General features: G+C 59.7%; 22 protein-coding genes. 11 read left to right on the top strand and 11 right to left on the bottom strand.

Going from position 1 to position 21,521, the window contains the following annotated elements:
* Window positions 1–36: 36 nt before the first annotated feature.
* Window positions 37–1,149 carry an enoyl-CoA hydratase/isomerase family protein gene (locus tag AC1DVF_RS19300; RefSeq protein ID WP_099758253.1) on the bottom strand — a complete coding sequence of 371 codons (1,113 nt, stop codon included), beginning with the start codon at window positions 1,147–1,149 and terminating at the stop codon, window positions 37–39.
* Window positions 1,150–1,281: 132 nt separating this feature from the next.
* Here AC1DVF_RS19300 and ung point away from each other — a divergent pair, with 132 nt between their 5' ends.
* Window positions 1,282–1,974 carry a uracil-DNA glycosylase gene (gene ung / locus AC1DVF_RS19305; RefSeq protein WP_007911441.1) on the top strand — a complete coding sequence of 231 codons (693 nt, stop codon included), beginning with the start codon at window positions 1,282–1,284 and terminating at the stop codon, window positions 1,972–1,974.
* Between the two features lie 119 nt (window positions 1,975–2,093).
* On the opposite strand, the gene AC1DVF_RS19310 is transcribed toward ung, so the two are convergent.
* The 5 genes from AC1DVF_RS19310 to AC1DVF_RS19330 are packed head-to-tail and all read right to left on the bottom strand — an operon-like array spanning window position 2,094 to window position 7,475.
* Window positions 2,094–3,128, bottom strand: coding sequence for an AbrB family transcriptional regulator (locus AC1DVF_RS19310; RefSeq protein WP_099758254.1), 1,035 nt, complete (start codon window positions 3,126–3,128; stop codon window positions 2,094–2,096).
* A complete protein-coding gene (locus AC1DVF_RS19315; protein WP_477782989.1) occupies window positions 3,121–4,635 on the bottom strand; it encodes a tripartite tricarboxylate transporter permease in 1,515 nt (504 codons plus the stop codon). Before AC1DVF_RS19315 ends, AC1DVF_RS19310 begins: the two co-directional genes overlap by 8 nt.
* Window position 4,636: 1 nt before the next feature.
* On the bottom strand, window positions 4,637–5,095 hold the full coding sequence (locus AC1DVF_RS19320) for a tripartite tricarboxylate transporter TctB family protein (RefSeq protein ID WP_016984708.1): 459 nt from the start codon (window positions 5,093–5,095) through the stop codon (window positions 4,637–4,639).
* Between the two features lie 56 nt (window positions 5,096–5,151).
* Window positions 5,152–6,129 carry a Bug family tripartite tricarboxylate transporter substrate binding protein gene (locus tag AC1DVF_RS19325; RefSeq protein WP_016984707.1) on the bottom strand — a complete coding sequence of 326 codons (978 nt, stop codon included), beginning with the start codon at window positions 6,127–6,129 and terminating at the stop codon, window positions 5,152–5,154.
* A 53-nt stretch (window positions 6,130–6,182) separates the two neighbouring features.
* On the bottom strand, window positions 6,183–7,475 hold the full coding sequence (locus AC1DVF_RS19330) for an OprD family porin (protein WP_477782990.1): 1,293 nt from the start codon (window positions 7,473–7,475) through the stop codon (window positions 6,183–6,185).
* Between the two features lie 236 nt (window positions 7,476–7,711).
* Between AC1DVF_RS19330 and AC1DVF_RS19335 the strand changes: the two genes are divergently transcribed.
* Window positions 7,712–8,383 carry a response regulator gene (locus AC1DVF_RS19335; RefSeq protein ID WP_007911422.1) on the top strand — a complete coding sequence of 224 codons (672 nt, stop codon included), beginning with the start codon at window positions 7,712–7,714 and terminating at the stop codon, window positions 8,381–8,383.
* A complete protein-coding gene (locus AC1DVF_RS19340; RefSeq protein WP_093438385.1) occupies window positions 8,376–9,761 on the top strand; it encodes a sensor histidine kinase in 1,386 nt (461 codons plus the stop codon). Before AC1DVF_RS19335 ends, AC1DVF_RS19340 begins: the two co-directional genes overlap by 8 nt.
* A 105-nt stretch (window positions 9,762–9,866) precedes the next feature.
* On the opposite strand, the gene AC1DVF_RS19345 is transcribed toward AC1DVF_RS19340, so the two are convergent.
* Both AC1DVF_RS19345 and ygfZ read right to left on the bottom strand, forming a co-directional pair.
* Window positions 9,867–10,688: an HDOD domain-containing protein gene (locus AC1DVF_RS19345; protein ID WP_093438380.1), complete on the bottom strand. Its 822-nt coding sequence runs from the start codon at window positions 10,686–10,688 to the stop codon at window positions 9,867–9,869.
* A 35-nt stretch (window positions 10,689–10,723) separates the two neighbouring features.
* A complete protein-coding gene (ygfZ, locus tag AC1DVF_RS19350; protein WP_093438376.1) occupies window positions 10,724–11,665 on the bottom strand; it encodes a CAF17-like 4Fe-4S cluster assembly/insertion protein YgfZ in 942 nt (313 codons plus the stop codon).
* A 150-nt stretch (window positions 11,666–11,815) separates the two neighbouring features.
* Here ygfZ and AC1DVF_RS19355 point away from each other — a divergent pair, with 150 nt between their 5' ends.
* A complete protein-coding gene (locus AC1DVF_RS19355) occupies window positions 11,816–12,070 on the top strand; it encodes an FAD assembly factor SdhE (protein ID WP_093438371.1) in 255 nt (84 codons plus the stop codon).
* Window positions 12,054–12,506: a protein YgfX gene (locus tag AC1DVF_RS19360; RefSeq protein ID WP_093438367.1), complete on the top strand. Its 453-nt coding sequence runs from the start codon at window positions 12,054–12,056 to the stop codon at window positions 12,504–12,506. Before AC1DVF_RS19355 ends, AC1DVF_RS19360 begins: the two co-directional genes overlap by 17 nt.
* Here AC1DVF_RS19360 and nadB read toward each other — a convergent pair.
* Window positions 12,475–14,091, bottom strand: a complete 1,617-nt coding sequence (gene nadB, locus AC1DVF_RS19365; RefSeq protein WP_460090120.1) for an L-aspartate oxidase — start codon at window positions 14,089–14,091, stop codon at window positions 12,475–12,477. The two genes, AC1DVF_RS19360 and nadB, sit on opposite strands and share 32 nt — an antisense overlap.
* 558 nt (window positions 14,092–14,649) lie before the next feature.
* Here nadB and rpoE point away from each other — a divergent pair.
* From rpoE to AC1DVF_RS19380, 3 genes are read left to right on the top strand one after another with little or no spacing between them, the layout of a single operon-like run.
* Complete coding sequence (gene rpoE, locus AC1DVF_RS19370) at window positions 14,650–15,231, top strand: RNA polymerase sigma factor RpoE/AlgU (protein ID WP_003172477.1); 582 nt, start codon at window positions 14,650–14,652, stop codon at window positions 15,229–15,231.
* 30 nt (window positions 15,232–15,261) lie between these two features.
* Window positions 15,262–15,849 carry a sigma-E factor negative regulatory protein gene (locus AC1DVF_RS19375; RefSeq protein ID WP_034153146.1) on the top strand — a complete coding sequence of 196 codons (588 nt, stop codon included), beginning with the start codon at window positions 15,262–15,264 and terminating at the stop codon, window positions 15,847–15,849.
* Between the two features lie 8 nt (window positions 15,850–15,857).
* Entirely contained in the window at window positions 15,858–16,823 is a 966-nt protein-coding gene (locus AC1DVF_RS19380) for a MucB/RseB C-terminal domain-containing protein (protein ID WP_093438329.1), read from the top strand.
* A 14-nt stretch (window positions 16,824–16,837) separates the two neighbouring features.
* On the opposite strand, the gene AC1DVF_RS19385 is transcribed toward AC1DVF_RS19380, so the two are convergent.
* Window positions 16,838–16,999 carry a hypothetical protein gene (locus tag AC1DVF_RS19385; RefSeq protein ID WP_175559653.1) on the bottom strand — a complete coding sequence of 54 codons (162 nt, stop codon included), beginning with the start codon at window positions 16,997–16,999 and terminating at the stop codon, window positions 16,838–16,840.
* A gap of 34 nt (window positions 17,000–17,033) precedes the next feature.
* Here AC1DVF_RS19385 and AC1DVF_RS19390 point away from each other — a divergent pair, with 34 nt between their 5' ends.
* A complete protein-coding gene (locus AC1DVF_RS19390; RefSeq protein ID WP_034153148.1) occupies window positions 17,034–18,467 on the top strand; it encodes a DegQ family serine endoprotease in 1,434 nt (477 codons plus the stop codon).
* 81 nt (window positions 18,468–18,548) lie between these two features.
* On the opposite strand, the gene AC1DVF_RS19395 is transcribed toward AC1DVF_RS19390, so the two are convergent.
* A complete protein-coding gene (locus AC1DVF_RS19395) occupies window positions 18,549–19,982 on the bottom strand; it encodes a M48 family metalloprotease (protein ID WP_034153149.1) in 1,434 nt (477 codons plus the stop codon).
* 98 nt (window positions 19,983–20,080) lie between these two features.
* Between AC1DVF_RS19395 and AC1DVF_RS19400 the strand changes: the two genes are divergently transcribed.
* Together AC1DVF_RS19400 and AC1DVF_RS19405 are read left to right on the top strand one after the other, a co-directional pair.
* On the top strand, window positions 20,081–20,320 hold the full coding sequence (locus AC1DVF_RS19400; RefSeq protein WP_007911399.1) for a sulfurtransferase TusA family protein: 240 nt from the start codon (window positions 20,081–20,083) through the stop codon (window positions 20,318–20,320).
* A gap of 31 nt (window positions 20,321–20,351) precedes the next feature.
* On the top strand, window positions 20,352–21,422 hold the full coding sequence (locus AC1DVF_RS19405) for an AI-2E family transporter (RefSeq protein WP_093438320.1): 1,071 nt from the start codon (window positions 20,352–20,354) through the stop codon (window positions 21,420–21,422).
* The last annotated feature ends 99 nt before the right edge of the window (window positions 21,423–21,521 follow it).

Consider the following 21,521-nt stretch of genomic DNA (forward strand, 5'->3'; position numbering starts at 1 on the left):
TGGGGATCCAGTCGTCATCGCGAGCATCGCGTCAGTTCAATACTGCGTCAGATCCGCCAACGGATGTCGGCCCTCCCAAACCTTGTGAAAGTGCGCCTCGACCACTGCATCCGGCACGTGATTGACGTCCGGCCAATGCCAGTGCGGCTTCTGATCCTTGTCGATCAACCGCGCGCGAACCCCTTCGCTGAATTCCGGATGCCGGCAGCAATTGAGACTCAGGGTGTATTCCATCTGAAAGACTTCGGCCAGCGACATATGGCGGGCGCGGATGATCTGTTCCCAGACCAGATGCGCGGTCAGTGGCGAGCCTTCGCTCATGGTTTTCGCTGCCCGCGCGATCAACGGATCGATGCTGTCGCGTTGCAGGCTGATGGCTTTCCAGGCGCAGGTCACGTCGCTGACGTCGAGCAGTTCGTCGATCTGCTGACGACGTGGCAACCACTGTGCCTCGGGCATCTGCGCCACGGCTTCCTGCTGCAGGGCCTTGAGCAGACTGTTGAGTTGCATGTCGGTCTGTTCCTGCCAATTCAGTTGCAGCAGGCCTTCGATCAGTTGCGGCTGTTGTTCGTCAAGCAGGAAGCGATCAGCCAGATCCAGATCGATCGCATCACGACTGTTCATGTGCGCACCGGTCAGGCCCAGAAACAAACCGAGTTTGCCCGGCAGCCGCGCGAGAAACCAACTGGCGCCGACGTCCGGATACAGACCAATGGTGATTTCCGGCATGGCCAAACGGCTGCTCGGTGTGACGATCCGCGTACTCGCGCCTTGCAACAGGCCCATGCCGCCGCCGAGCACATAGCCATGGCCCCAACAGATCAACGGTTTCGGATAGGTGTGCAGGCTGTAATCCAGGCGATATTCCGCGCTGAAAAACTGCGCAGCCAGCGGCGGGACTTCGCCGGGATGGGCGCGACAGGCCTCGACCAGGCTGCGCACATCGCCGCCGGCGCAGAAGGCCTTGGCGCCGTTACCGCGCAGCAGGACGCAGACGATTTGTGGATCCTTGGCCCAGGCGTTTAGCTTGTCGCTGAGGGCGTTGATCATTGGCAGGGACAGCGCGTTCAGCGATTTTTCAGCATCCAGGCTGGCGATACCGATGCGGGCGCCGTCGGTGCCGGTGAGTTCTTCGACGTGCAGATTCATCGTGACCTCGATCGGGAATTTGAACGATCAGTATGATCGTTGTGTGGGAAAGTGCCGGATCTGCATCAGATCAATTGACAAGCGTGGTCGGCTTTCCTAGGGTTCGCCCCATTGTTTTTGCCGGGTATGACCATGACTGCTGACGACCGTATCAAACTCGAACCGAGCTGGAAGGAGGCACTGCGTGCTGAGTTCGACCAGCCTTACATGGCAGAGTTGCGCCAGTTTCTGCAGCAGGAGCGGGCGGCCGGCAAGGAAATCTATCCGCCGGGACCGATGATTTTCAACGCGCTGAACTCGACGCCGCTGGATAAAGTGAAGGTGGTGATCCTCGGCCAGGACCCGTATCACGGCCCGGGCCAGGCCCACGGCTTGTGCTTCTCGGTGCAACCGGGCGTGCCGGCGCCGCCGTCGCTGGTCAACATCTATAAAGAGTTGAAGCGCGACCTGAACATCGATATTCCCAATCACGGCTACCTGCAGAGCTGGGCCGATCAGGGCGTGTTGATGATCAACACCACCATGACCGTCGAGCGCGCCAACGCCAATGCGCATAAAGACAAGGGCTGGCAGTTTTTCACCGACCGGATCATTGAACTGGTCAGCGAGCGCCAGCCGCATCTGGTGTTCATGCTCTGGGGCGCGCACGCGCAGAGCAAACAGAAGCTGATCGATGCGACCAAGCATCTGGTGCTGACGTCGGTGCATCCGTCGCCGCTGTCGGCGTATCGCGGGTTTTTGGGGTGTGGGCATTTCAGCCGGACCAACAAGTTTCTCGAGCAGAATGGCGAGACGCCGATCGAGTGGCGTTTGCCGCCGATTTGATCGGTTGGCTGAGCGGGCCCCTTCGCGAGCAAGCTCGCTCCCACATTGGTTTTGCGGCGTTCACATGACCAATGTGGGAGCGAGCTTGCTCGCGAAGAAGGCAACTCGGTCTTGCAGACTTACTCGGGATTACGATTCCAGTACTTGAACAACGGCTCCGCCAGAAACAGCACAAACAACAACCGCATCACCTGCATCGCCGTCACCAACGGCACCGACAATTGCAGCGTCTCTGCCGTCAGACTCATCTCGGCAATCCCGCCGGGCATCATGCCCAGTGTCAGCGAACGCAGATCCAGATGGGTCAAAGCGCTCAACCCTAAAGCCGCCAGTGTCGCGATCAACATGGTCAACGCCGTGCCGATCAATGTCCGCCCCATGAATGAAGGCGCGCGGCGGAAGAACTGCCGATTGAAGTGACAACCCAGACCGCTGCCAATCAACCACTGACCAATCTGACTGCCGCCATTGGGCAAACCAATGTGCAAATCCCAGCCAATGCTCACCGCCGCACTCACCAGCAACGGTCCGAACAGCCACGGATTGGGTTGGCGCAAACGTTGCCAGAGCCACGCAAGCAAACCGCCCGCCGGAAACAGAATCGCCAGCCAGCGCCAATCGACGCTGCCAGCGTGGGAAATCGGTGTGCCGTCGCCGAGCAAATATTTGAACGCCGCCGGCACACACAGCACCACCACCAGCACCCGCAAACTTTGCCCCGCCGCGACGTGGCTGAGCATCGCGCCGTTACGGGCGCCGAGGTTGACCATCTCCCCGGAACCGCCGGGCATGCTCGAGAAAAACGCCGTGGCGCGGTCCTCGCCGGTGCGGCGCATCAGCCAGACGCCGACCACCGCCGACAAACTGGTGACCAGCGCACCGAAGAAGATCAAACCGAAATGACTGAGCACCTGCTCCATCACCACCGGGGTGAAGTGCAGGCCAATCCCGATGCCGACGATCCACTGACCGCACTTGCGGCCGCCAGGGATTTCCGTCAGTTGCCACGGGGTCAGGCAGCGCACGAGGATGATCGCCAGCAACGAGCCGACCATCCACGGCAGTGGCCAGCCGATCTGGCTGGCGAGGTAACCGCCAAGCAGACCGACCAGCGGGGTTCCCCACCAGGATTTCAGTGAGGCGCGATCAAACATCGGCAATGGTGCGGCGCGCGACCGAGCGTTTGCGCCAGATGCGGATGATCGGCATCAGCAGCATGATCGCCGTCAGCACCCAGACACCGAGGGTGATCGGGCTCGACCAGAGGATTTCCAGCGCACCGTTGGAGATCGACAGGGCGCGACGCAGGTTCTGCTCCATCAACTCACCGAGGATGAAGCCCAACAGCAGCGGCGACAGCGGGAAGTCCAGCTTGCGCAGGATGTAACCGAAGATGCCGATACCGATCATCAGGAACAGGTCGAACGTAGTGGCGTGCACCGCGTAGACGCCGATCCCGGTGATGATCGCGATCACTGGCACCAGTGCCCAGTTCGGCACGGCAAGGATGCGGGTGAAGATGCGGATCATCGGGATGTTGAGGATCACCAGCATGATGTTGGCGATGAACAACGAGGCGATCAGGCCCCAGACGATGTCCGGTTGTTGCTGGAACAGCAGCGGGCCCGGGGTAATGTTGTACAGCGACAGAGCGCCGATCATCACCGCCGTGGTGCCCGAGCCGGGAACGCCGAGGGTCAGCATCGGCACCAGCGCACCGCAGGCTGCGCCGCCGATCGCGGTTTCCGGCGCGGCGAGGCCACGGGGGTCACCTTCACCGAACTTGCCGCTGGCGCCGGCCAGACGTTTTTCGGTCATATAGGCCACGGCACTGGCGAGGGTCGCGCCGGCACCCGGCAACACGCCCATGATGAAACCCAGCACGCCGCAACGGACGTTGACCACGAATACCGAGGCCGCTTCCTTGAAGTTGAACATCATCCGGCCGGTGGCTTTCACCGCTTCCTGGCCATGGTGGGTTTTTTCCAGCAGCAGGAGAATTTCGCTGATCGAGAACAGACCCAGCACCAACACGACGAACTGAATGCCGTCGGTCAGGTGAATGTTGTCGCCGGTGAAGCGGTACACACCGCTGTTGGCATCGATGCCGACCGTTGACAGGAACAGACCGATCAACGCGGCAATGAATGTTTTCAGCGGACGGTCACCGGCCATGCCGCCGAGACAGACGATCGCAAACACCATCAGCACAAAATATTCCGCGGGGCCAAAAGCAATCGCCCATTTCGCCAGCAACGGTGCGAAGAGGACCATGCCGCAGGTGGCAATGAACGCGCCTATGAACGAACTCCACGCCGACAGCGACAGCGCCACACCGGCCAGGCCTTTGCGGGCCATCGGGTAACCGTCGAGGGTGGTCATCACGGTGGAGGCTTCGCCTGGAATGTTCAGCAGGATCGAACTGATCCGGCCGCCGTATTCGCAGCCCAGGTACACCGCTGCCAGCAGGATCAGCGCCGACTCCGGTGGCAGGCCGAGGGCAAATGCGATCGGGATCAGCAATGCTACGCCGTTGATCGGGCCCAGGCCCGGCAACAGGCCGACGACGGTGCCGATCAGTGTGCCGCACAGCGCGGTCACCAGGTTGTACGGGCTCAGCGCGACGCCGAAACCCTGACCCAAATAGCCAAGAGTATCCATATCAGTTCTCCAGAACGCTGAGCAGGCCGAGAGGCAGCGGAACGTCCATTACACGGTCGAACAGCAGGTAAAGACCGATCGCCATCAGGCTGATGATCACCACACTCGGTAGCCAGCGGCCGCCGTACAGGCGAGCCATCGGAACGCCGGTGATGATGCTGGCGATGATGAAACCCAGTGGTTCGAACGTGCCGGCGAATACCAGCAGCAGGACGACGCAAGCGGCGATCTTGATCAGGGTTTCGCGATCCAGTGGCGGCTCGTCATCGCTGTGTTTGATCGGTGCCGGGCGGAACACCATGTACAGCAGCGCCGCGCCCATCAGGCCGAGCATCAGCAGAGGGAAGGCGCGCGGGCCCACCGGTTCGTAGGAAAAAGCCGCTTGGTACGGCCACGCCATCAGTGCCAGGCCGGCACAGACCAGCAACAGCACTGAGGCGAAAATGCGTTGAATAAGCATGGGAGCTCCTGTGCCGCGTCCCCGTCATCGGGAACGCAGCCGCTAGACAGAGGCGATCACTGGATCAGGCCGAACTCTTTGGCCAGCACTTTGTAGTCCGCCACCTGCTTCTTCACGTAGGTGTCCAGTTCCGGGCCGGTCATGGCGAACGGGAACAGTTCACGCTGATCGCGCAGCTTGGCGAAATCCTCGGAGGCCAGCAGTTTGTCGAACGCGTCTTTCCACCAGGCGTAGTCTTCATCGCTGACTTTTGGCCCGAGGTAGAAGCCGCGTACCACTGGCCAGACAATGTCATAGCCTTGCTCGCGAGCGGTCGGGATGTCTTTCATCTCCGGCTCGTCGAGACGTTTGTCGGCGAACACCGCGAGCAGGCGCATGTCACCGCTCTGGATGTGCGGCATGGAGTCGGAGATGTCGGTACTGCCGACCTGAATGTGACCACCGAGCAGGGCGGTAGCGATTTCGCCGCCACCTTCAAGCGCAACATAACGCAGGTCACGCGGGTTGATCCCGGCAGCCTTGGCGATCAGTGCAGTTTGCATCCAGTCCTGGCTGCCGACGGTGCCGCCGGAGCCGATCACCACGGAGCTTGGATCTTTCTTCAGTGCCTGAACGAGATCGTCGAGGGTCTTGTAGGGCGAATCGCTCTTCACCGCGATGGCGCCGTAGCTGGTGCCAACCGCTGCCAGCCAGCGCACGTTGGTCTCATCGAAACGACCGAACTTGCCCTGAGCCAGGTTCAACAGCGAACCGCTCGACCACGCCACCAGCGTGCCGGCATCCGCCGGACGTTGCGCGACCACGGCGTTGTACGCCACCGCGCCGACACCGCCGGGCATGTAGGTCACGCGCATCGGTTTGGTCAGCAGTTTCTGGTTGACCAAGGCGCTCTGCGCCAGTTTGCAGGTCAGGTCGAAACCACCGCCGGGGGAGGCCGGGGCGATACATTCCGGACGTTTCGGTTCGGCCATCAGTTGGCCGGCAAACAGGATGCAACTGGCGGCCAGTGCAACTTTACGCAGTGACAGGTTCATTCGATTCTCCACGGGCATTGTTGTTATTCGACGTGTTTTTCACTTACGGGCATTTACCAAAGTGCAACGCTATAGCTCACCAGCAAACGCACTTCGTCTGCATCGCGAGCCGAGTAGTTGGAGCGGTAAGTGGCATTACGCAAACGCACGGCGACATCCTTCAAGGCGCCGCTTTGTACTACATATTTGATCTCGGTGTTGCGTTCCCACTCTTTGCCTTCTTCACCGTTCTTGAGCTTGATGTTGTCACCGCTCAAGTAGCGGCTCATGAAGCTCAGGCCTGGAATGCCGAGTTTGGCGAAGTCGAAGTCGTAGCGAGCCTGCCAGGAGCGTTCTTCAGCTCCGGCGAAGTCGTTGATCTGCACGAAGTTGACCAGGTACGGGTCGCTGCCATCGACATAAGGGAAGGCGCTGTCGCCAGACATGTGCTGATAACCGGCGCTGAACTTGTGGCCGCTCAGCGCATAGCTGACCAGACCGTTGAGCGAGCGGTTGTCGATCTCGCCGCCACGGGCTGCGCCCTGATCATCACTGACGGCGAAACGCAGGTCAGTGGCAAACGTGCCGGGACCCATAGGTCGCGAGGCAACGAGGCCGAAGAAGTGCTGGTTGTAGACTTCGTCGAGTTGGGCGAAGTGGTAACTGCCGGTGATCTTGTCGGTGAACTTGTAGTCGACGCCGCCAAAATCGAAGTGCTTGCCGGCAGCGGTGCCGGCAAAACGGCTGTTCTTGTTGTTGAGGGYGATGTCCTCGAAATCGGTGCTGTCGCGATCCTTGGCTTTCTCCAGGCGGCCGCCGGTGAAGGTCAGGTTCTTGATCTCTTTGGAGGTCAGCAAGCCGCCTTCAAAGGTCTGCGGCAGGATGCGCCCGTCGTTCGGTTTGAGGATCGGCAGTTCAGGAATCAGGCTGCCGATTTTCAGCTCGGTGGCGGAAATTTTCACTTTGCCGGTCAGGCCGACTTTGGAGTATTCATCCGCCGCGCGTCCGTCATCATGGGTCGGCAGCAGGCCGGTACCGGTGCGGTCCGGGCTTGAATCAAGTTTTACCCCGAGCATGCCCAGCGCATCGACACCGAACCCGACGGTGCCGTCGGTGTAACCCGATTGCAGATTGAGCATGAATCCCTGAGCCCATTCGTCACGCTTGGACTGTTGAGCACTGGTGCCATCGCGAAAGTCGCGATTGAAATACATGTTGCGGGTTTCGAACGTCGCGCTGCTGTCGTCAATGAAGTCGGCAAAACTCAACGGCGAAAAACCGGCAAGGGCGGCGGCACTGGCGAGGGCGGTGTGACTGAAACGGGAAGGGCGAACAGGCGTGGAGGCCTGAGGCTGCATGGACGGCATGCGGGTGTACTCCGTTTATTGTTCTTATTGGTCGAAAACGCTTCAAGGCGTTTTTCTTTACGCTGTGTGGCATCAGCGACGGCAGTTCGGACTGTCCGTGGGCCGACTCTAACCGGCTAACCTTTCACTAACCTTTCAGCTGACTTTCAAGGTTTTCGGGCTTCACAGCGGCGGTTGCGGCTGTAAACTCCGCGGCAAAGCGTGGCGTTGGCCATTCCTGAACGAGGTAAAAATCCATGCGTGTTCTGCTCGTCGAAGACCATCTGCAACTGGCCGAAAGCGTTGCACAGGCGCTCAAGAGCACCGGTCTGACCGTGGATGTGTTGCACGATGGCGTGGCTGCCGATCTGGCGCTGGGCAGCGAGGAATACGCCGTAGCGATCCTCGATGTCGGCCTGCCGCGCATGGACGGTTTCGAGGTGCTCGCGCGTTTGCGCGCACGCGGCAAGAATCTGCCGGTGTTGATGCTAACGGCGCGCAGCGATGTGAAGGATCGCGTCCATGGCCTCAATCTGGGCGCCGACGATTACCTCGCCAAACCGTTCGAGCTGACTGAACTGGAAGCACGGGTCAAAGCTTTGCTGCGCCGCAGTGTCCTCGGTGGTGAACGCCAGCAGCGCTGCGGTGTGCTGGCCTACGACCTCGACACCCGGCGCTTCACCCTCGGCGAAGAGTTGCTGACGCTGACGTCCCGCGAACAAGCGGTGCTGGAAGCGCTGATCGCCCGGCCGGGGCGGGTGATGAGCAAGGAGCAACTGGCGTCCCAGGTGTTCGGCCTCGACGAAGAGGCCAGCCCCGATGCCATCGAAATCTACGTACACCGCTTGCGCAAGAAACTCGACGGCCAACCGGTGGCGATCGTGACGTTCCGTGGTCTGGGTTATCTGCTGGAAAGCCGCGATGCATAAGCCCAGCAGCCTGCGCTGGCGTTTGCTGTGGAACCTCGCATTGCTGCTGGTGGTGCTGATGCTCGCCAGCGGTTTGAGCGCGTACTGGAATGGTCGCGAAGCCGCCGACACCGCGTATGACCGCACGTTGCTGGCCTCGGCGCGGACCATCGCTGCGGGCCTGTCGCAGCGTGACGGCACACTGAGCGCCGATGTGCCCTACGTCGCACTCGATACCTTCGCTTACGACAGCGCCGGGCGGATTTACTATCAGGTCAACGATATCCATCAGAAGCTGATTTCCGGCTACGAAAACCTCCCCGGCCCGCCACCGGGGACGCCGCGAACGGACAGTTATCCCGCGTTGGCGCGCTTCTACAACGCCACCTACAACGGTCAGAACGTACGCGTGGTCAGTCTGCTCAAGGCGGTGACGGAGCCGAACATGAATGGCATGGCGGAAATCCGCGTGGCCGAAACCGACGAAGCGCGGGTGAGCATGGCGCGCAGTCTGGCCGCCGATACCTTGCTGCGTTTGGGCATGCTGGCGATTGGCGCGTTGTTGCTGGTCTGGTTCGCGGTCAGTGCGGCACTGCGCCCATTGGAGCGCTTGCGCACGGCGGTGGAAGAGCGTCAGCCCGACGACTTGCGCCCGTTGCCATTGGTTGAAGTGCAACATGAACTGTGGCCGCTGGTGCGCGGGCTTAACCACTTCACCGAGCGCTTGCGTGGCCAGTTTGAGCGACAGGCGCAGTTCATTGCCGATGCCGCCCATGAGTTGCGTACGCCTTTGGCAGCGCTGAAGGCGCGGCTTGAGCTGGGCCTGCGTTCCAATGATGCCGAGGTCTGGCGTTCGACGCTGGAGTCCTCCGCACAAAGCACAGATCGCCTGACGCATCTGGCCAATCAGTTGCTGTCGCTGGCGCGGGTCGAAAACGGCGCCCGGGCGATTGCCGAGGGCGGCGCGCAGTTGCTCGATCTGAGTCAGTTGGCCCGAGAACTGGGCATGGCCATGGCGCCACTGGCGCACAAGCGCGGGGTGGCCCTGGCGCTCGAGGCGGACGAACCGGTGTGGCTGCGCGGTGAACCGACGTTGTTGAATGAGTTGCTGAGCAATCTGGTGGACAACGCCTTGGCGCACACGCCATCGGGCGGCAACGTGATTTTGCGGGTGACGGCCCCGGCGGTGCTGGAGGTTGAAGATGACGGCCCGGGGATTCCGCTGGAAGAGCGCGATCGGGTGTTCGAGCGCTTCTATCGGCGCAATCAGCAGGTGGCGGGTTCAGGCTTGGGCCTGGCGATTGTTGGCGAGATCTGCCGGGCGCATCTGGCGCAGATCACCTTGCATGATGGCGAGCAGGCGGGGTTGAAGGTGCGGGTCAGTTTTATTGCCGGGTAATTGTGGTGGTTTGCTGGCCCCTTCGCGAGCAAGCTCGCTCCCACTCTGGAATGCACTCCAATGTGGGAGCGAGCTTGCTCGCGAAGGTCGCGCCTCGGTTCCGGATCAATAAAACATCGTCCGCGACTCTTCCAGATCTTCACACAGCGCTTTGTTTTCCGGATCAATCCCAAGCTTTCTGAACGCCGGCACGCTCAGTGGATCAATCCGCGCAAACGGGTGGTCAGTGCCCTTGTGGCAATACAGGCTCGCCACCTGCACCAGATCGACATAGTCAATAGCAGTCGAGTCGCGCTTGAAGTCCTGATAGCGCCCCGGCAACTCCACCAATCGTTCCGGAAACTCCCACACGCGCAGCAACTTGTCGCCGAGCAACGGGTGAATATGGTCGATCACATGGTTGAGGCTGACCGGATCCGACAGCAGCTCATAATGATCTTCGGCGTAAGTCAGAATCGGCAGTACCCCGATCTGATGCACCAGCCCGCCAAGGGCTGCCTGATCGGGCTTGAGTTGCGTGTAGCGGCGGCACAACGCGTAACTGACCCCGGCAATTTCCAGGCTCTTGCGCCAGACTTCGCGCATCTTCTGTTCGACCACTTCCGAGCGGGCGTGAAAGATCTGCTCCATCACCAGGCCGATGGCCAGGTTGCTGCTGTAATTGATGCCCAACCGGGTGATGGCTGTGTGCAGGTCGGTGACTTCCTGCGCGGCGCGCAGCAGCGGGCTGTTGACCACTTTGATCAGGCGCGCCGACAGTGCCGTGTCACGGCCGATCACTTTGCTCAGGTCGCTGACGCTGATTTCCGGGTCTTCAGCGGCCTTGCGAATCTGCAGGGCCACTTCCGGCAACGTGGGCAGAACCAGGTCATCGTTATCGATGGCCGCAACCAAATCCTGTTGGACTTTTTCCGCCAGTTCGCTCATTTAAACTCTCTAGGGTGTTGCAACAAATGCTGCGATCAGCGCTGGATTTCGCGGTCGCGATCCAGTTCGTAAGGCAGGTCGAGCAGATGCAGCGCGGGGCCTTCGAGGGTGCCCAGATGCAAATCACCGGCTTCGGCAGCTTCGGCCTGCAGCACCGCCAGGAGTTCAATGTTTTGTCCGGCCTTGGCGGCCAGCACCACTTCGCCGATGGCGCTGTTGTGGCTCGGCGCAAACAGTTGTGTGCCAGGTTCCGGCAAATCAGCAGCGTCCAGGCTCAAGCGGTACAGACGACGCTTGAGTTTGCCCAGGTACTGCATGCGCGCGACGATTTCCTGGCCGGTGTAGCAGCCTTTCTTGAAACTCACGCCGCCGACGGCCTGCAGGTTGAGCATCTGCGGGATGAACAGCTCGCGAGTGCTTGGCATGACCTGACCGATACCGGCGCGGATCTGGCCCAGCAGCCATTGATTCAGCTCGGCTTCAGGCAGGGCTTCGGACAATTTGGCTTTGATCGCGTCAGCCTGATCGGCCGGTGCCCAGAGTTCGGCGCGGTCGGGCGAGACGCGGATCGCGATCAGGTCATCGTGACGCACAACGCTGTCGGTTTCCGCCGGCAGGTCCAGACCAAGACCGATCAAGGCACTGTCGCCGTGCTCCAGGCCGAAGCGTACCCAGGCGGCGCTTTCGTCGGTCAGTTTCGATTTGGAGAACACCGCGTACTTTTTCAGGTCCGCCAGTTGCGGCTCCAGCAGCTCGCTGGCCATCGCCAGGACCACGCCGTCACCTTCGAGCAGAATGCGGAAGCTCGACTGCATCCGGCCTTTCTGTGTGCAACGAGCACCGAGGCTGGCGCGGCTGTCGCTCAGGTAATTGAGATTGCAGGTCAACTGGCCTTGCAGGAATTTTCCGGCATCCGCGCCGCGAACCGCGAGAACGCCTTCATGAGACAGGGTGCAGAAAAAAGCAGAATCGGCCATGGGTCTTCGCAGGGTAAATAGACTGGGGCACATCATAAGGGCGCGTTGGTGAAATGGGTAGTTGATAAAGGATCGGTGGTGCCCGACCAAAGCCGACTGTGCGACCCGCCTCGGCGCTGTATACTTGCCGCCAAATTTGAGGAGGGCTCCATGGTCGAACAAGTTGAACTGAATCGCCTCTTTTGGCACAGCCGTCGCGGCATGCTTGAGCTTGACGTGTTGCTGGTGCCGTTCGTGAAGGAGGTCTATGCAGACCTGAATCAGGTGGATCGCGATCTGTATGTCCGTCTGTTGACGTGTGAGGATCAGGACATGTTCGGTTGGTTCATGGAGCGCAGCGAGTCTGAAGATCCGGAGCTGCAGCGCATGGTTCGCATGATCCTGGACCGTGTCCAGCCCAAGTAACACGTTCGAATGCCGCTGGCATGCCTCACGGCAGTTGCTGGCGGCGTATCTGTTGGCCCAGGCGTTCGCACTGGGTTCGTTGTTCCTGCTTTCTATTCCACTCTGGGCAAGTTTGCTCGGGGCTTTTGGCTGTCTGCTTCATGGGTATTGGGTGTTGCCTCGGCAGATTCTGCTAAATCACCCTCAGGCGTTTCGCGGATTGCGCCGGGACGCCGATGGCTGGCAGTTATGGAATCAGGCGGATGGCTGGCAAGCCGTGCAGTTGAGGCCGGACAGCCTGGCGCTGCCGTTGATCGTGGTGTTGCGTTTTCGTCTGCGTGGGGAATGGCGGGTCAGATCAATCTGTGTGCCACGGGACTCGCAGGCGGCGGATCTGCACCGGCGCCTGCGAGTGCGGCTCAAGTTCAGCCGGCGTAGGTGGGCGGCACCAGAATAGTGTCGAGTGCCTCAGGCAACAGGTCGGGATAGTCGAGGGTGTAATGCAGGCCGCGACTTTCCTTGCGCTCCATGGCTGAGCAAATCATCAGTTCGGCGACTTGTGCCAGGTTGCGCAGTTCGATCAGATCGCGACTGACCTTATAGTTGCTGTAGAACTCGTCGATTTCGTCCAGCAGCAGGCGCACACGGTGCTGCGCCCGTTGCAGGCGCTTGTTGGTGCGCACGATGCCGACGTAGTCCCACATGAACCGCCGCAGTTCATCCCAGTTGTGCGCGATGATCACGTCCTCGTCGGAGTCGGTGACCTGGCTGGCATCCCAGACGGGCAGGGCGCTTGGCGCGGCGACATCGTCCAGTTGCGCGAGAATGTCCGCCGCCGCCGAACGGGCATAGACGAAACATTCCAGCAGCGAATTACTGGCCATGCGGTTGGCGCCATGCAGGCCGGTGAAGCTGGTTTCGCCGATGGCATACAGCCCCGGCACATCGGTGCGACCGTTCTGATCGACCATCACGCCGCCACAGGTGTAATGCGCGGCCGGGACGACCGGGATCGGCTGTTTGGTGATGTCGATGCCGAATCCCAGGCAGCGCTCATAAACAGTCGGGAAGTGACTTTTAATGAACGCTTCGGGTTTGTGGCTGATGTCGAGATACACGCAGTCAACGCCCAAACGCTTCATTTCATGGTCGATGGCCCGGGCGACGATGTCACGCGGTGCCAGCTCGGCGCGCTTGTCGAAGCGGGACATGAAGCGTTCGCCATTGGGCAGCTTCAAATGGGCGCCTTCGCCGCGCAGGGCTTCGGTGATCAGAAAACTCTTGGCCTGCGGGTGATACAGGCAGGTCGGGTGGAACTGGTTGAACTCCAGGTTCGCCACCCGGCAACCCGAACGCCAGGCCATGGCGATGCCGTCACCGCAGGCGCCGTCGGGGTTACTGGTATAGAGATAGACCTTGGCAGCACCGCCCGAGGCCAGAATCACGAAGCGTGCACCGTAGGTGTCGACTTCGCCAGACTTGCGGTTGAGTACGTAGGCGCCGAGGCAGCGTTCGCCTTCCATGCCCAGGCGTCGTTCGGTGATCAGGTCGACGGCGACCCGCTGCTCCAGCAGTTCGATATTCGAACGCTCTTTGGCCTGGGCCAGGAGGGTTTTGAAGATGGCAGCGCCGGTGGCATCGGCCGCATGGATGATGCGGCGGTGACTGTGGCCACCTTCGCGGGTCAGGTGAAATTCGAATCCGCCGTCTTCAGTGCCGGACTGATCGTCGCGGGTGAAGGGCACGCCTTGGTCGATCAGCCACTGGATGGCCTCTCGGCTGTGCTCGACGGTGAAACGCACTGCGTCTTCGTGGCACAGACCGCCGCCGGCGTTCAGGGTGTCGTCGACGTGGGATTCGACAGTGTCGGTGTCATCCAGCACAGCTGCGACGCCGCCCTGGGCCCAATAGGTGGATCCGTTGGCGAGATCGCCTTTGCTCAATACGGCAATGCGCAAGTGACCCGGCAGGGTCAGCGCGAGACTCAAACCGGCAGCACCGCTGCCAATGACCAGAACATCATGTTGGAATTGTTGGCTCATTACAGGATTCCGCTCAAAGCGACCCGGGTCGGGGGTGGTGCAGGACTGCCGGATCGGCGAGTCAAGACAGCCACACAGCCCACTAGTATATAGAGGGGGGGAGCGGCACAATAGCCGGGCCGATATGGCATTGTGAAACTACTGTGACCGAAAAAACCGTGTGCTTCGTCGGAAGTTTTTCTCACCCGTTTGGGGAAAAGACGACTGTATCGGTGCTGAAACAGCCTTTTTCTGCACAGGGTCGCCCAATGTCAGGTGGTGAAGGCTATAAATAATTGGAACTTTTGCCAAAGGCCCAAGATCAATAGTCGGTGCCAGAGATAAGGGACAGTGTCGGCTTCAGTGCGGAATCTGCGGTTGGATTCCTGCCGGCGAAACCGATGACAAGATTATTCGCGCAGCCGGTTTATCCCGAGCTGCGCTTTTCGTGCGTGCCAAATCAGAGCCCGCAGGAAACTTGCCTGGAGGGGGAGAACTTTTGCGAAAAGCCCGAGTCTATGTTTGCAAGTCTGGTCGTTTAGTTATGCAAGTCTCCTTCGGGCTTATCGAGGAGTGTTCATGCTAACCCAGGAAGAGGATCAGCAGCTGGTCGAGCGCGTTCAACGCGGCGACAAGCGAGCTTTCGATCTGTTGGTGCTGAAGTATCAGCACAAGATTCTCGGGTTGATCGTGCGTTTTGTGCACGACACCCATGAAGCCCAGGACGTGGCTCAGGAAGCCTTTATCAAGGCGTATCGAGCACTTGGAAACTTTCGCGGCGACAGTGCGTTTTATACGTGGCTGTACCGTATTGCCATTAACACGGCAAAGAATTACCTGGTTTCACGCGGCCGCCGGCCGCCGGATAGCGATGTAAGTTCCGAAGATGCAGAGTTCTACGATGGCGATCATGGCCTCAAGGATCTCGAGTCACCAGAACGTGCACTGCTGCGGGATGAGATCGAAGGCACTGTCCATCGAACCATTCAGCAACTGCCAGAGGATTTGCGTACGGCGTTAACTTTACGTGAATTCGATGGTCTGAGTTACGAGGACATTGCGAGCGTCATGCAATGTCCGGTGGGTACCGTGCGCTCCCGGATTTTCCGCGCCCGGGAGGCCATCGATAAAGCCCTGCAGCCGTTGTTGCAGGAAAACTGAGACAGCGGCGACAGCCAAGAGAGGAACGCCATGAGTCGTGAAGCCCTGCAGGAATCGCTGTCCGCAGTGATGGATAACGAAGCGGACGAACTGGAATTGCGTCGAGTGCTCAATGCACTGGATGATGTTGATACCCGTGAGACCTGGGCTCGTTACCAGATCGCTCGGGCAGCCATGCACAAGGATCTGCTGCTTCCACGTCTGGATATCGCTGCGGCAGTGTCTGCTGCACTGGAAGACGAAACGGCTCCGGCCAAAGTATCTCGCAGCCCATGGCGCAATCTTGGCCGTCTGGCTGTTGCAGCCTCGGTGACTGTTGCCGTTCTGGCCGGTGTTCGTCTGTACAACCAGGACGAAATCGCTGGTGTCGAACTGGCTCAGCAATCCAATCAGCCAACCCTGGCCACCCCACAGGTCAAAGGTCCGGCTGTTCTGGCAGGCTATAGTGAAAGTTCGGAAGCCACTGGCCCTATGGCCAACGGCGTACTGCAAGGTCAGCCAGGCTGGCATGATCAGCGTCTGCCAGGCTACCTGCGTCAGCACGCACAACAGGCCGCACTGAAAGGCACTGAAAGCGCGTTGCCATACGCACGTGCAGCAAGTCTGGAAAACCGTTAAGGAGGATCATGCGCGCCATACCTCTACTTTCGCTTCTGCTCAGTGGCTGGTTCATAGTTCCAGCCCACGCTGATGAGGCCCAGGACTGGTTGACCCGTCTGGGCCAGGCCGAGCAGCAGCAAAGCTTTCACGGCACTTTCGTATACGAGCGTAACGGTAGCTTTTCTACCCATAACATCTGGCATCGCGTCCAGAATGGCCAGGTTCGCGAGCGTTTACTCCAGCTCGACGGTTCGGCGCAGGAAGTCGTGCGCATTGATGGACACACTCAATGCGTCAGCGGCACCCTGATTGCCGGTCTGGGGGATTCCCCCAACTCAGCCGCTCGTCCTCTCGATCCGCAAAAGCTGAAAAACTGGTATGACCTTGCCGTCATCGGCAAATCGCGCGTGGCTGGGCGAGACGCAGTGATTGTATCGCTGACGCCTCGCGATCAGCATCGTTACGGTTTTGAATTGCATCTGGACAAGAAAACGGGTTTGCCGTTGAAGTCGTTGCTGCTGAACGACAAGGGGCAGTTGCTCGAACGCTTCCAGTTCACCAGTCTCGATACTGACGAAGTCCCGTCGGACAAAGATTTGCAGGCTGATGCCGACTGTAAAGCGATAACGCTCGACAGCGACAAGGCTTCGGCGGTCAAGACCGCTCAGGTCTGGCATTCGGACTGGCTGCCGCCGGGTTTTGAACTGACCAGCAGCACCTCGCACAAGGACCCGGAAACCAAGACTCAGGTCAACAGTTTGCTGTACGACGACGGCTTGGCACGTTTTTCGGTTTTCCTTGAGCCTTTGAACGGCGCAACCGTCACTGACACCCGCACGCAACTGGGTCCAACCGTTGCCGTTTCACGTCGCCTGACAACGCCTGAAGGCGAGATGATGGTCACCGTGGTTGGTGAAATTCCAATTGGCACTGCCGAACGAATTGCTCTGTCGATGCGAAATACCGATGGCACTGCAACCAGTAAGCAGTGAGCTGATTTCAGTCATTACCACGTCTTCATCGAGACGTAGATGAAATGTTTGCTGAGCATTTTCATTTGCAAATACCCCGAAAATTTTTTATAGGTCAGAGCCTCACGGCTCTGGCCTTGTTTGTTGTTGCCGGAACAAAAATGCCGGTCGGTGGTTTCCGGCGTTCCTTGCTCCATATCGCTTAACCCTGCTCGTCGTAACGGGAGCTGTATGTCGATACCAAGTTTGAAATCCTATCTCTCCATTTTCGCCACTGTGCTGTTGCTCGGTCAGGCGGTGCCTGCGGCGCAAGCGGCCGATCTGCCTGACTTCACCCAATTGGTCGAACAAGCTTCGCCAGCCGTGGTGAACATCAGTACCACGCAGAAACTGCCGGATCGCAAAGTGAACCAGCAGATGCCTGATCTGGAAGGCCTGCCGCCGATGCTGCGCGAGTTCTTCGAGCGCGGCATGCCGCCTCAGCAGCGTTCGCCGGGTGGTGGTGGTCGTCAGCGTGAAGCGCAGTCGCTGGGTTCGGGCTTCATTATCTCCCCGGATGGCTACATCCTGACCAATAACCACGTAATCGCCGATGCCGACGAGATCCTCGTCCGCCTCGCCGACCGCAGTGAAATGAAAGCCAAGCTGATCGGCACCGATCCACGCTCCGACGTGGCCTTGCTGAAAATCGAAGGCAAGGATCTGCCGGTGCTCAAACTCGGCAAATCCCAGGACTTGAAAGCCGGTCAGTGGGTCGTGGCAATCGGTTCGCCGTTTGGCTTCGACCATACCGTGACTCAAGGCATCGTCAGCGCCGTTGGCCGCAGCCTGCCGAACGAAAACTACGTGCCGTTCATTCAGACCGACGTGCCGATCAACCCGGGCAACTCCGGTGGTCCGCTGTTCAACCTGAACGGTGAAGTGGTCGGCATCAACTCGCAGATCTACACCCGTTCGGGTGGTTTCATGGGCGTGTCGTTCGCGATCCCGATCGACGTGGCAATGGATGTGTCCAACCAACTGAAGAGCGGCGGCAAGGTCAGCCGTGGCTGGCTCGGCGTGGTCATTCAGGAAGTGAACAAGGATCTGGCCGAGTCGTTCGGTCTGGATAAACCGGCCGGCGCGCTGGTTGCCCAGATTCAGGATGACGGCCCGGCAGCCAAGGGCGGCCTGCAAGTCGGCGACGTGATCCTGAGCATGAACGGTCAGCCGATCGTCATGTCTGCTGATCTGCCGCATCTGGTCGGCGCACTGAAAGCTGGCGCCAAAGCCAATCTGGAAGTGATTCGTGAAGGCAAGCGCAAGAATGTCGAGCTGACCGTTGGCGCGATCCCTGACGAAGACAAAGAGCTGGATGCACTGCCGAAGTCCGGCACTGAAAGCACCAGCAACCGCCTCGGTGTGTCGGTGGGCGAGCTGACCGCCGAGCAGAAGAAAACCTACGACCTCAAAGGTGGTGTGGTGATCAAGGAAGTGCAGGACGGTCCTGCGGCGCTGATTGGTCTGCAGCCAGGTGACGTGATCACGCACCTGAACAACCAAGCCATCGGCTCCACCAAGGAGTTCGGCGAGATCGCCAAGGCACTGCCGAAGAACCGTTCGGTGTCGATGCGCGTTCTGCGTCAAGGTCGTGCCAGCTTCATCACCTTCAAACTGGCTGAATAATCCAGCRCTAAGGTAAAAAAGAAACCGCCTCGAAAGAGGCGGTTTTTTATGCCTGAAGCTTTTGTCTGGACGGCAGGAGGCTTAGCCCATCATGTCCTTGACCATCCGCTCCTGTTCCATCAGCTCACGCTGGCGGGCATCGATGCGTGAAGACAGCGGGAAGTTGCTGCCCGCCTTGCGCTTGGCAAAATCGAGTTGCTGGATCGCTTGGCGATAATCGCCAACCAGCGCGAAATACTCGGCCCGCGCCTGGTGCAGGCCAATGATGTTCCCCGACAAGCCACGGGTTTCGGCGACCTGATACCAGACATCCGGATCATCCGGGCGGGATTTGAGTAATGCTTCCAGCGCCTTCTCGGCATCCGGCGCGCGATTCTGTTTCAGCAGCAGATCCACTCGAACCTGATTCAGCGGATAGTTGCCCGGATATTGTGTAAGCATCCGGTCCACACGGGACTGTGCATCCGGCAAACGATTATTGGTGATGTCCAGATCGACTTGGGCAAGGTTGTAGATGATTTCGTTCGGCGACGTCGCCAGCAATTGCTTGAGATTCTCGCGCGCTTCATTCAACTGGCCACCCTTGATCTGCGCAATCGCCAGACCGTAGCGCGCCACATCGTTCTTCGGGTTTTCATCCAGCTGCGCACGGAAACGCTTGGCGCCCAGGCCCGGGGTTTCTTCGTAGATCAACTGCACGCGCGCGCGGATCAATTGATAGCGCTTGGAGTCTTCAATGCCGCCCGGTTTGGCCTGTTCGGCACGGTTGCGGGTGTCGGCAATACGCGATTCGGTCACCGGGTGAGTCAGCAGGAATTCCGGTGGCTTGGCGTCGAAACGGTATTGACGCATCAGGCGTTCGAACATGGTCGGCATCGAGCGCGGGTCATACCCGGCCTTTTCCAGATTGAGGATGCCGATGCGGTCGGCTTCCTGTTCGTTCTGCCGGGAGAAGGTGCGCTGCGACTGAATCGCCGCTGCCTGCGTACCGGCGATGGTCGCAATACCAGCGTCACCGCCACCGGCTGCGGCGATGACGATCCCGGCCAGCAGCGCGGCCATCATCGGCACCTGCATTCGTTGCGATGCCTCGACGCCACGCGCAAAGTGGCGTTGCGACAAGTGCGCCAGTTCGTGCGCCAGTACCGAAGCGTATTCACCTTCGGTCTGCGCATTGAGGAACAAACCGCCGTTGACCCCGACCACGCCGCCCGGCGCCGCGAAGGCGTTGAGCTGCGGGCTGTTGATCAGAATGAATTCAAGGCGTCGGTCAGTGACTTGACTGGTCTCCACCAGCTTATAGACGCTGGACTCGACGTAGTCCTTGAGCTGCGGATCGTTGAGCTGTGAAACCTGGCTGCGCAACATCGCCAGCCAAGCGCGGCCAAGCTGGTATTCCTGTTGCGGCGAGACAATGGCAGAACTGGCGTCGCCGAGTGACGGCAGATCGTCGGCAAAGCCTGGTGAGGCGAGCAGGCAAGCGAGCGTCAGCAGGGTAGGGCGCAGAAAAGTCATGCACAAAGCCTTAGAAGACAAAGACCTTACTGTAGCCGGACACCGAAGCTGCGACCAGATATTCTAGGCAGCTCGAAGACCTGAACCGGAGTGACGCAATGACTGACGCTGTAGCCCATGACGTGGAACTGGACGCCAGTGGCCTGAATTGTCCGTTGCCGTTGCTCAAGGCGAAAATGGAGCTGAACAAGCTTCAGAGTGGCGCCGTCCTCAAGGTGATCGCCACCGATGCGGGCTCGCAACGCGACTTTCGCACCTTTGCCAAATTGGCCGGTCATACGCTGCTGCGCGAAGAAGACGAAGCAGGTGTTTACCGTTACTGGTTGAAAAAGGCCTGAAATCGACAGCGTTACAATCTAAGGATTATTGATGTTCAAAGTGTTACGCGACTGGATTCAGCGCTATTTCTCCGATGAGGAAGCGGTGGTGCTGGCGGTGCTGCTGGTTCTCGCCTTCACGGCCGTGCTCACCCTCGGCGGCATGCTCGCGCCGGTGTTGGCGGGGATGGTGCTGGCGTATCTCATGCAGGGCCTGGTGGTCACGATCGAGCGTCTGCGCGTGCCGGGTGGTGTGGCGGTAGGATTGGTGTTTGCGCTGTTCATGGGCGTGCTGATGCTGTTTATCCTTGTGGTGTTGCCGTTGCTCTGGCATCAGTTGATCACCCTGTTCAATGAGTTGCCGGGCATGCTCGCCAAATGGCAGTCGCTGCTGTTGCTGCTGCCGGAACGCTATCCGCACCTGGTGTCCGATGAGCAAGTGTTGCAGGCGATCGAGGCGGCGCGTGGCGAGATCGGCAAGTTCGGCCAGTGGGCGCTGACGTTCTCGCTGTCGAGTCTGCCGCTGCTGGTGAACATCATGATCTACCTGGTGCTGGTGCCGATTCTGGTGTTCTTCTTCCTCAAGGACCGGGTCATGATCGGCGAGTGGGTGCGTGGCTACTTGCCGCGTGAGCGCGCGCTGATCACTCGGGTTGCGCAGGAGATGAACCGGCAGATCGCCAACTATATTCGCGGCAAGGTCATCGAAATCGTGATTTGCGGCGGCGTGACCTACATCGCGTTTGTCGCCCTCGGACTCAACTATGCGGCGCTGCTGGCGTTGCTGGTCGGTGTGTCGGTGGTGGTGCCGTATGTGGGCGCGGTGGTGGTGACCGTGCCGGTGCTGCTGATTGCGCTGTTCCAGTGGGGCTGGAGCGATCAGTTCATTTATCTGATGGCGGTCTACGGGATCATTCAGACACTGGATGGCAATGTGCTGGTGCCGCTGTTGTTCTCGGAGGCGGTCAATTTGCACCCGGTGGCAATCATCTGTGCGGTGCTGTTGTTTGGCGGGTTGTGGGGATTTTGGGGCGTGTTCTTTGCGATCCCGCTGGCGACCCTGTTCAAGGCAGTGCTGGATGCGTGGCCGCGCAAGGAGCCGGTGGTGGCGCCACTGCTCTAGTGGCTGATCCAGATTATTCGGTGAAGTCAGGGCCCATTCGCGAGCAAGCTCGCTCCCACACTGGATCTGTGGCGTTCACAAGTCCAATGTGGGAGCGAG

The organism is Pseudomonas sp. P4_D7, assembly GCF_056401755.1.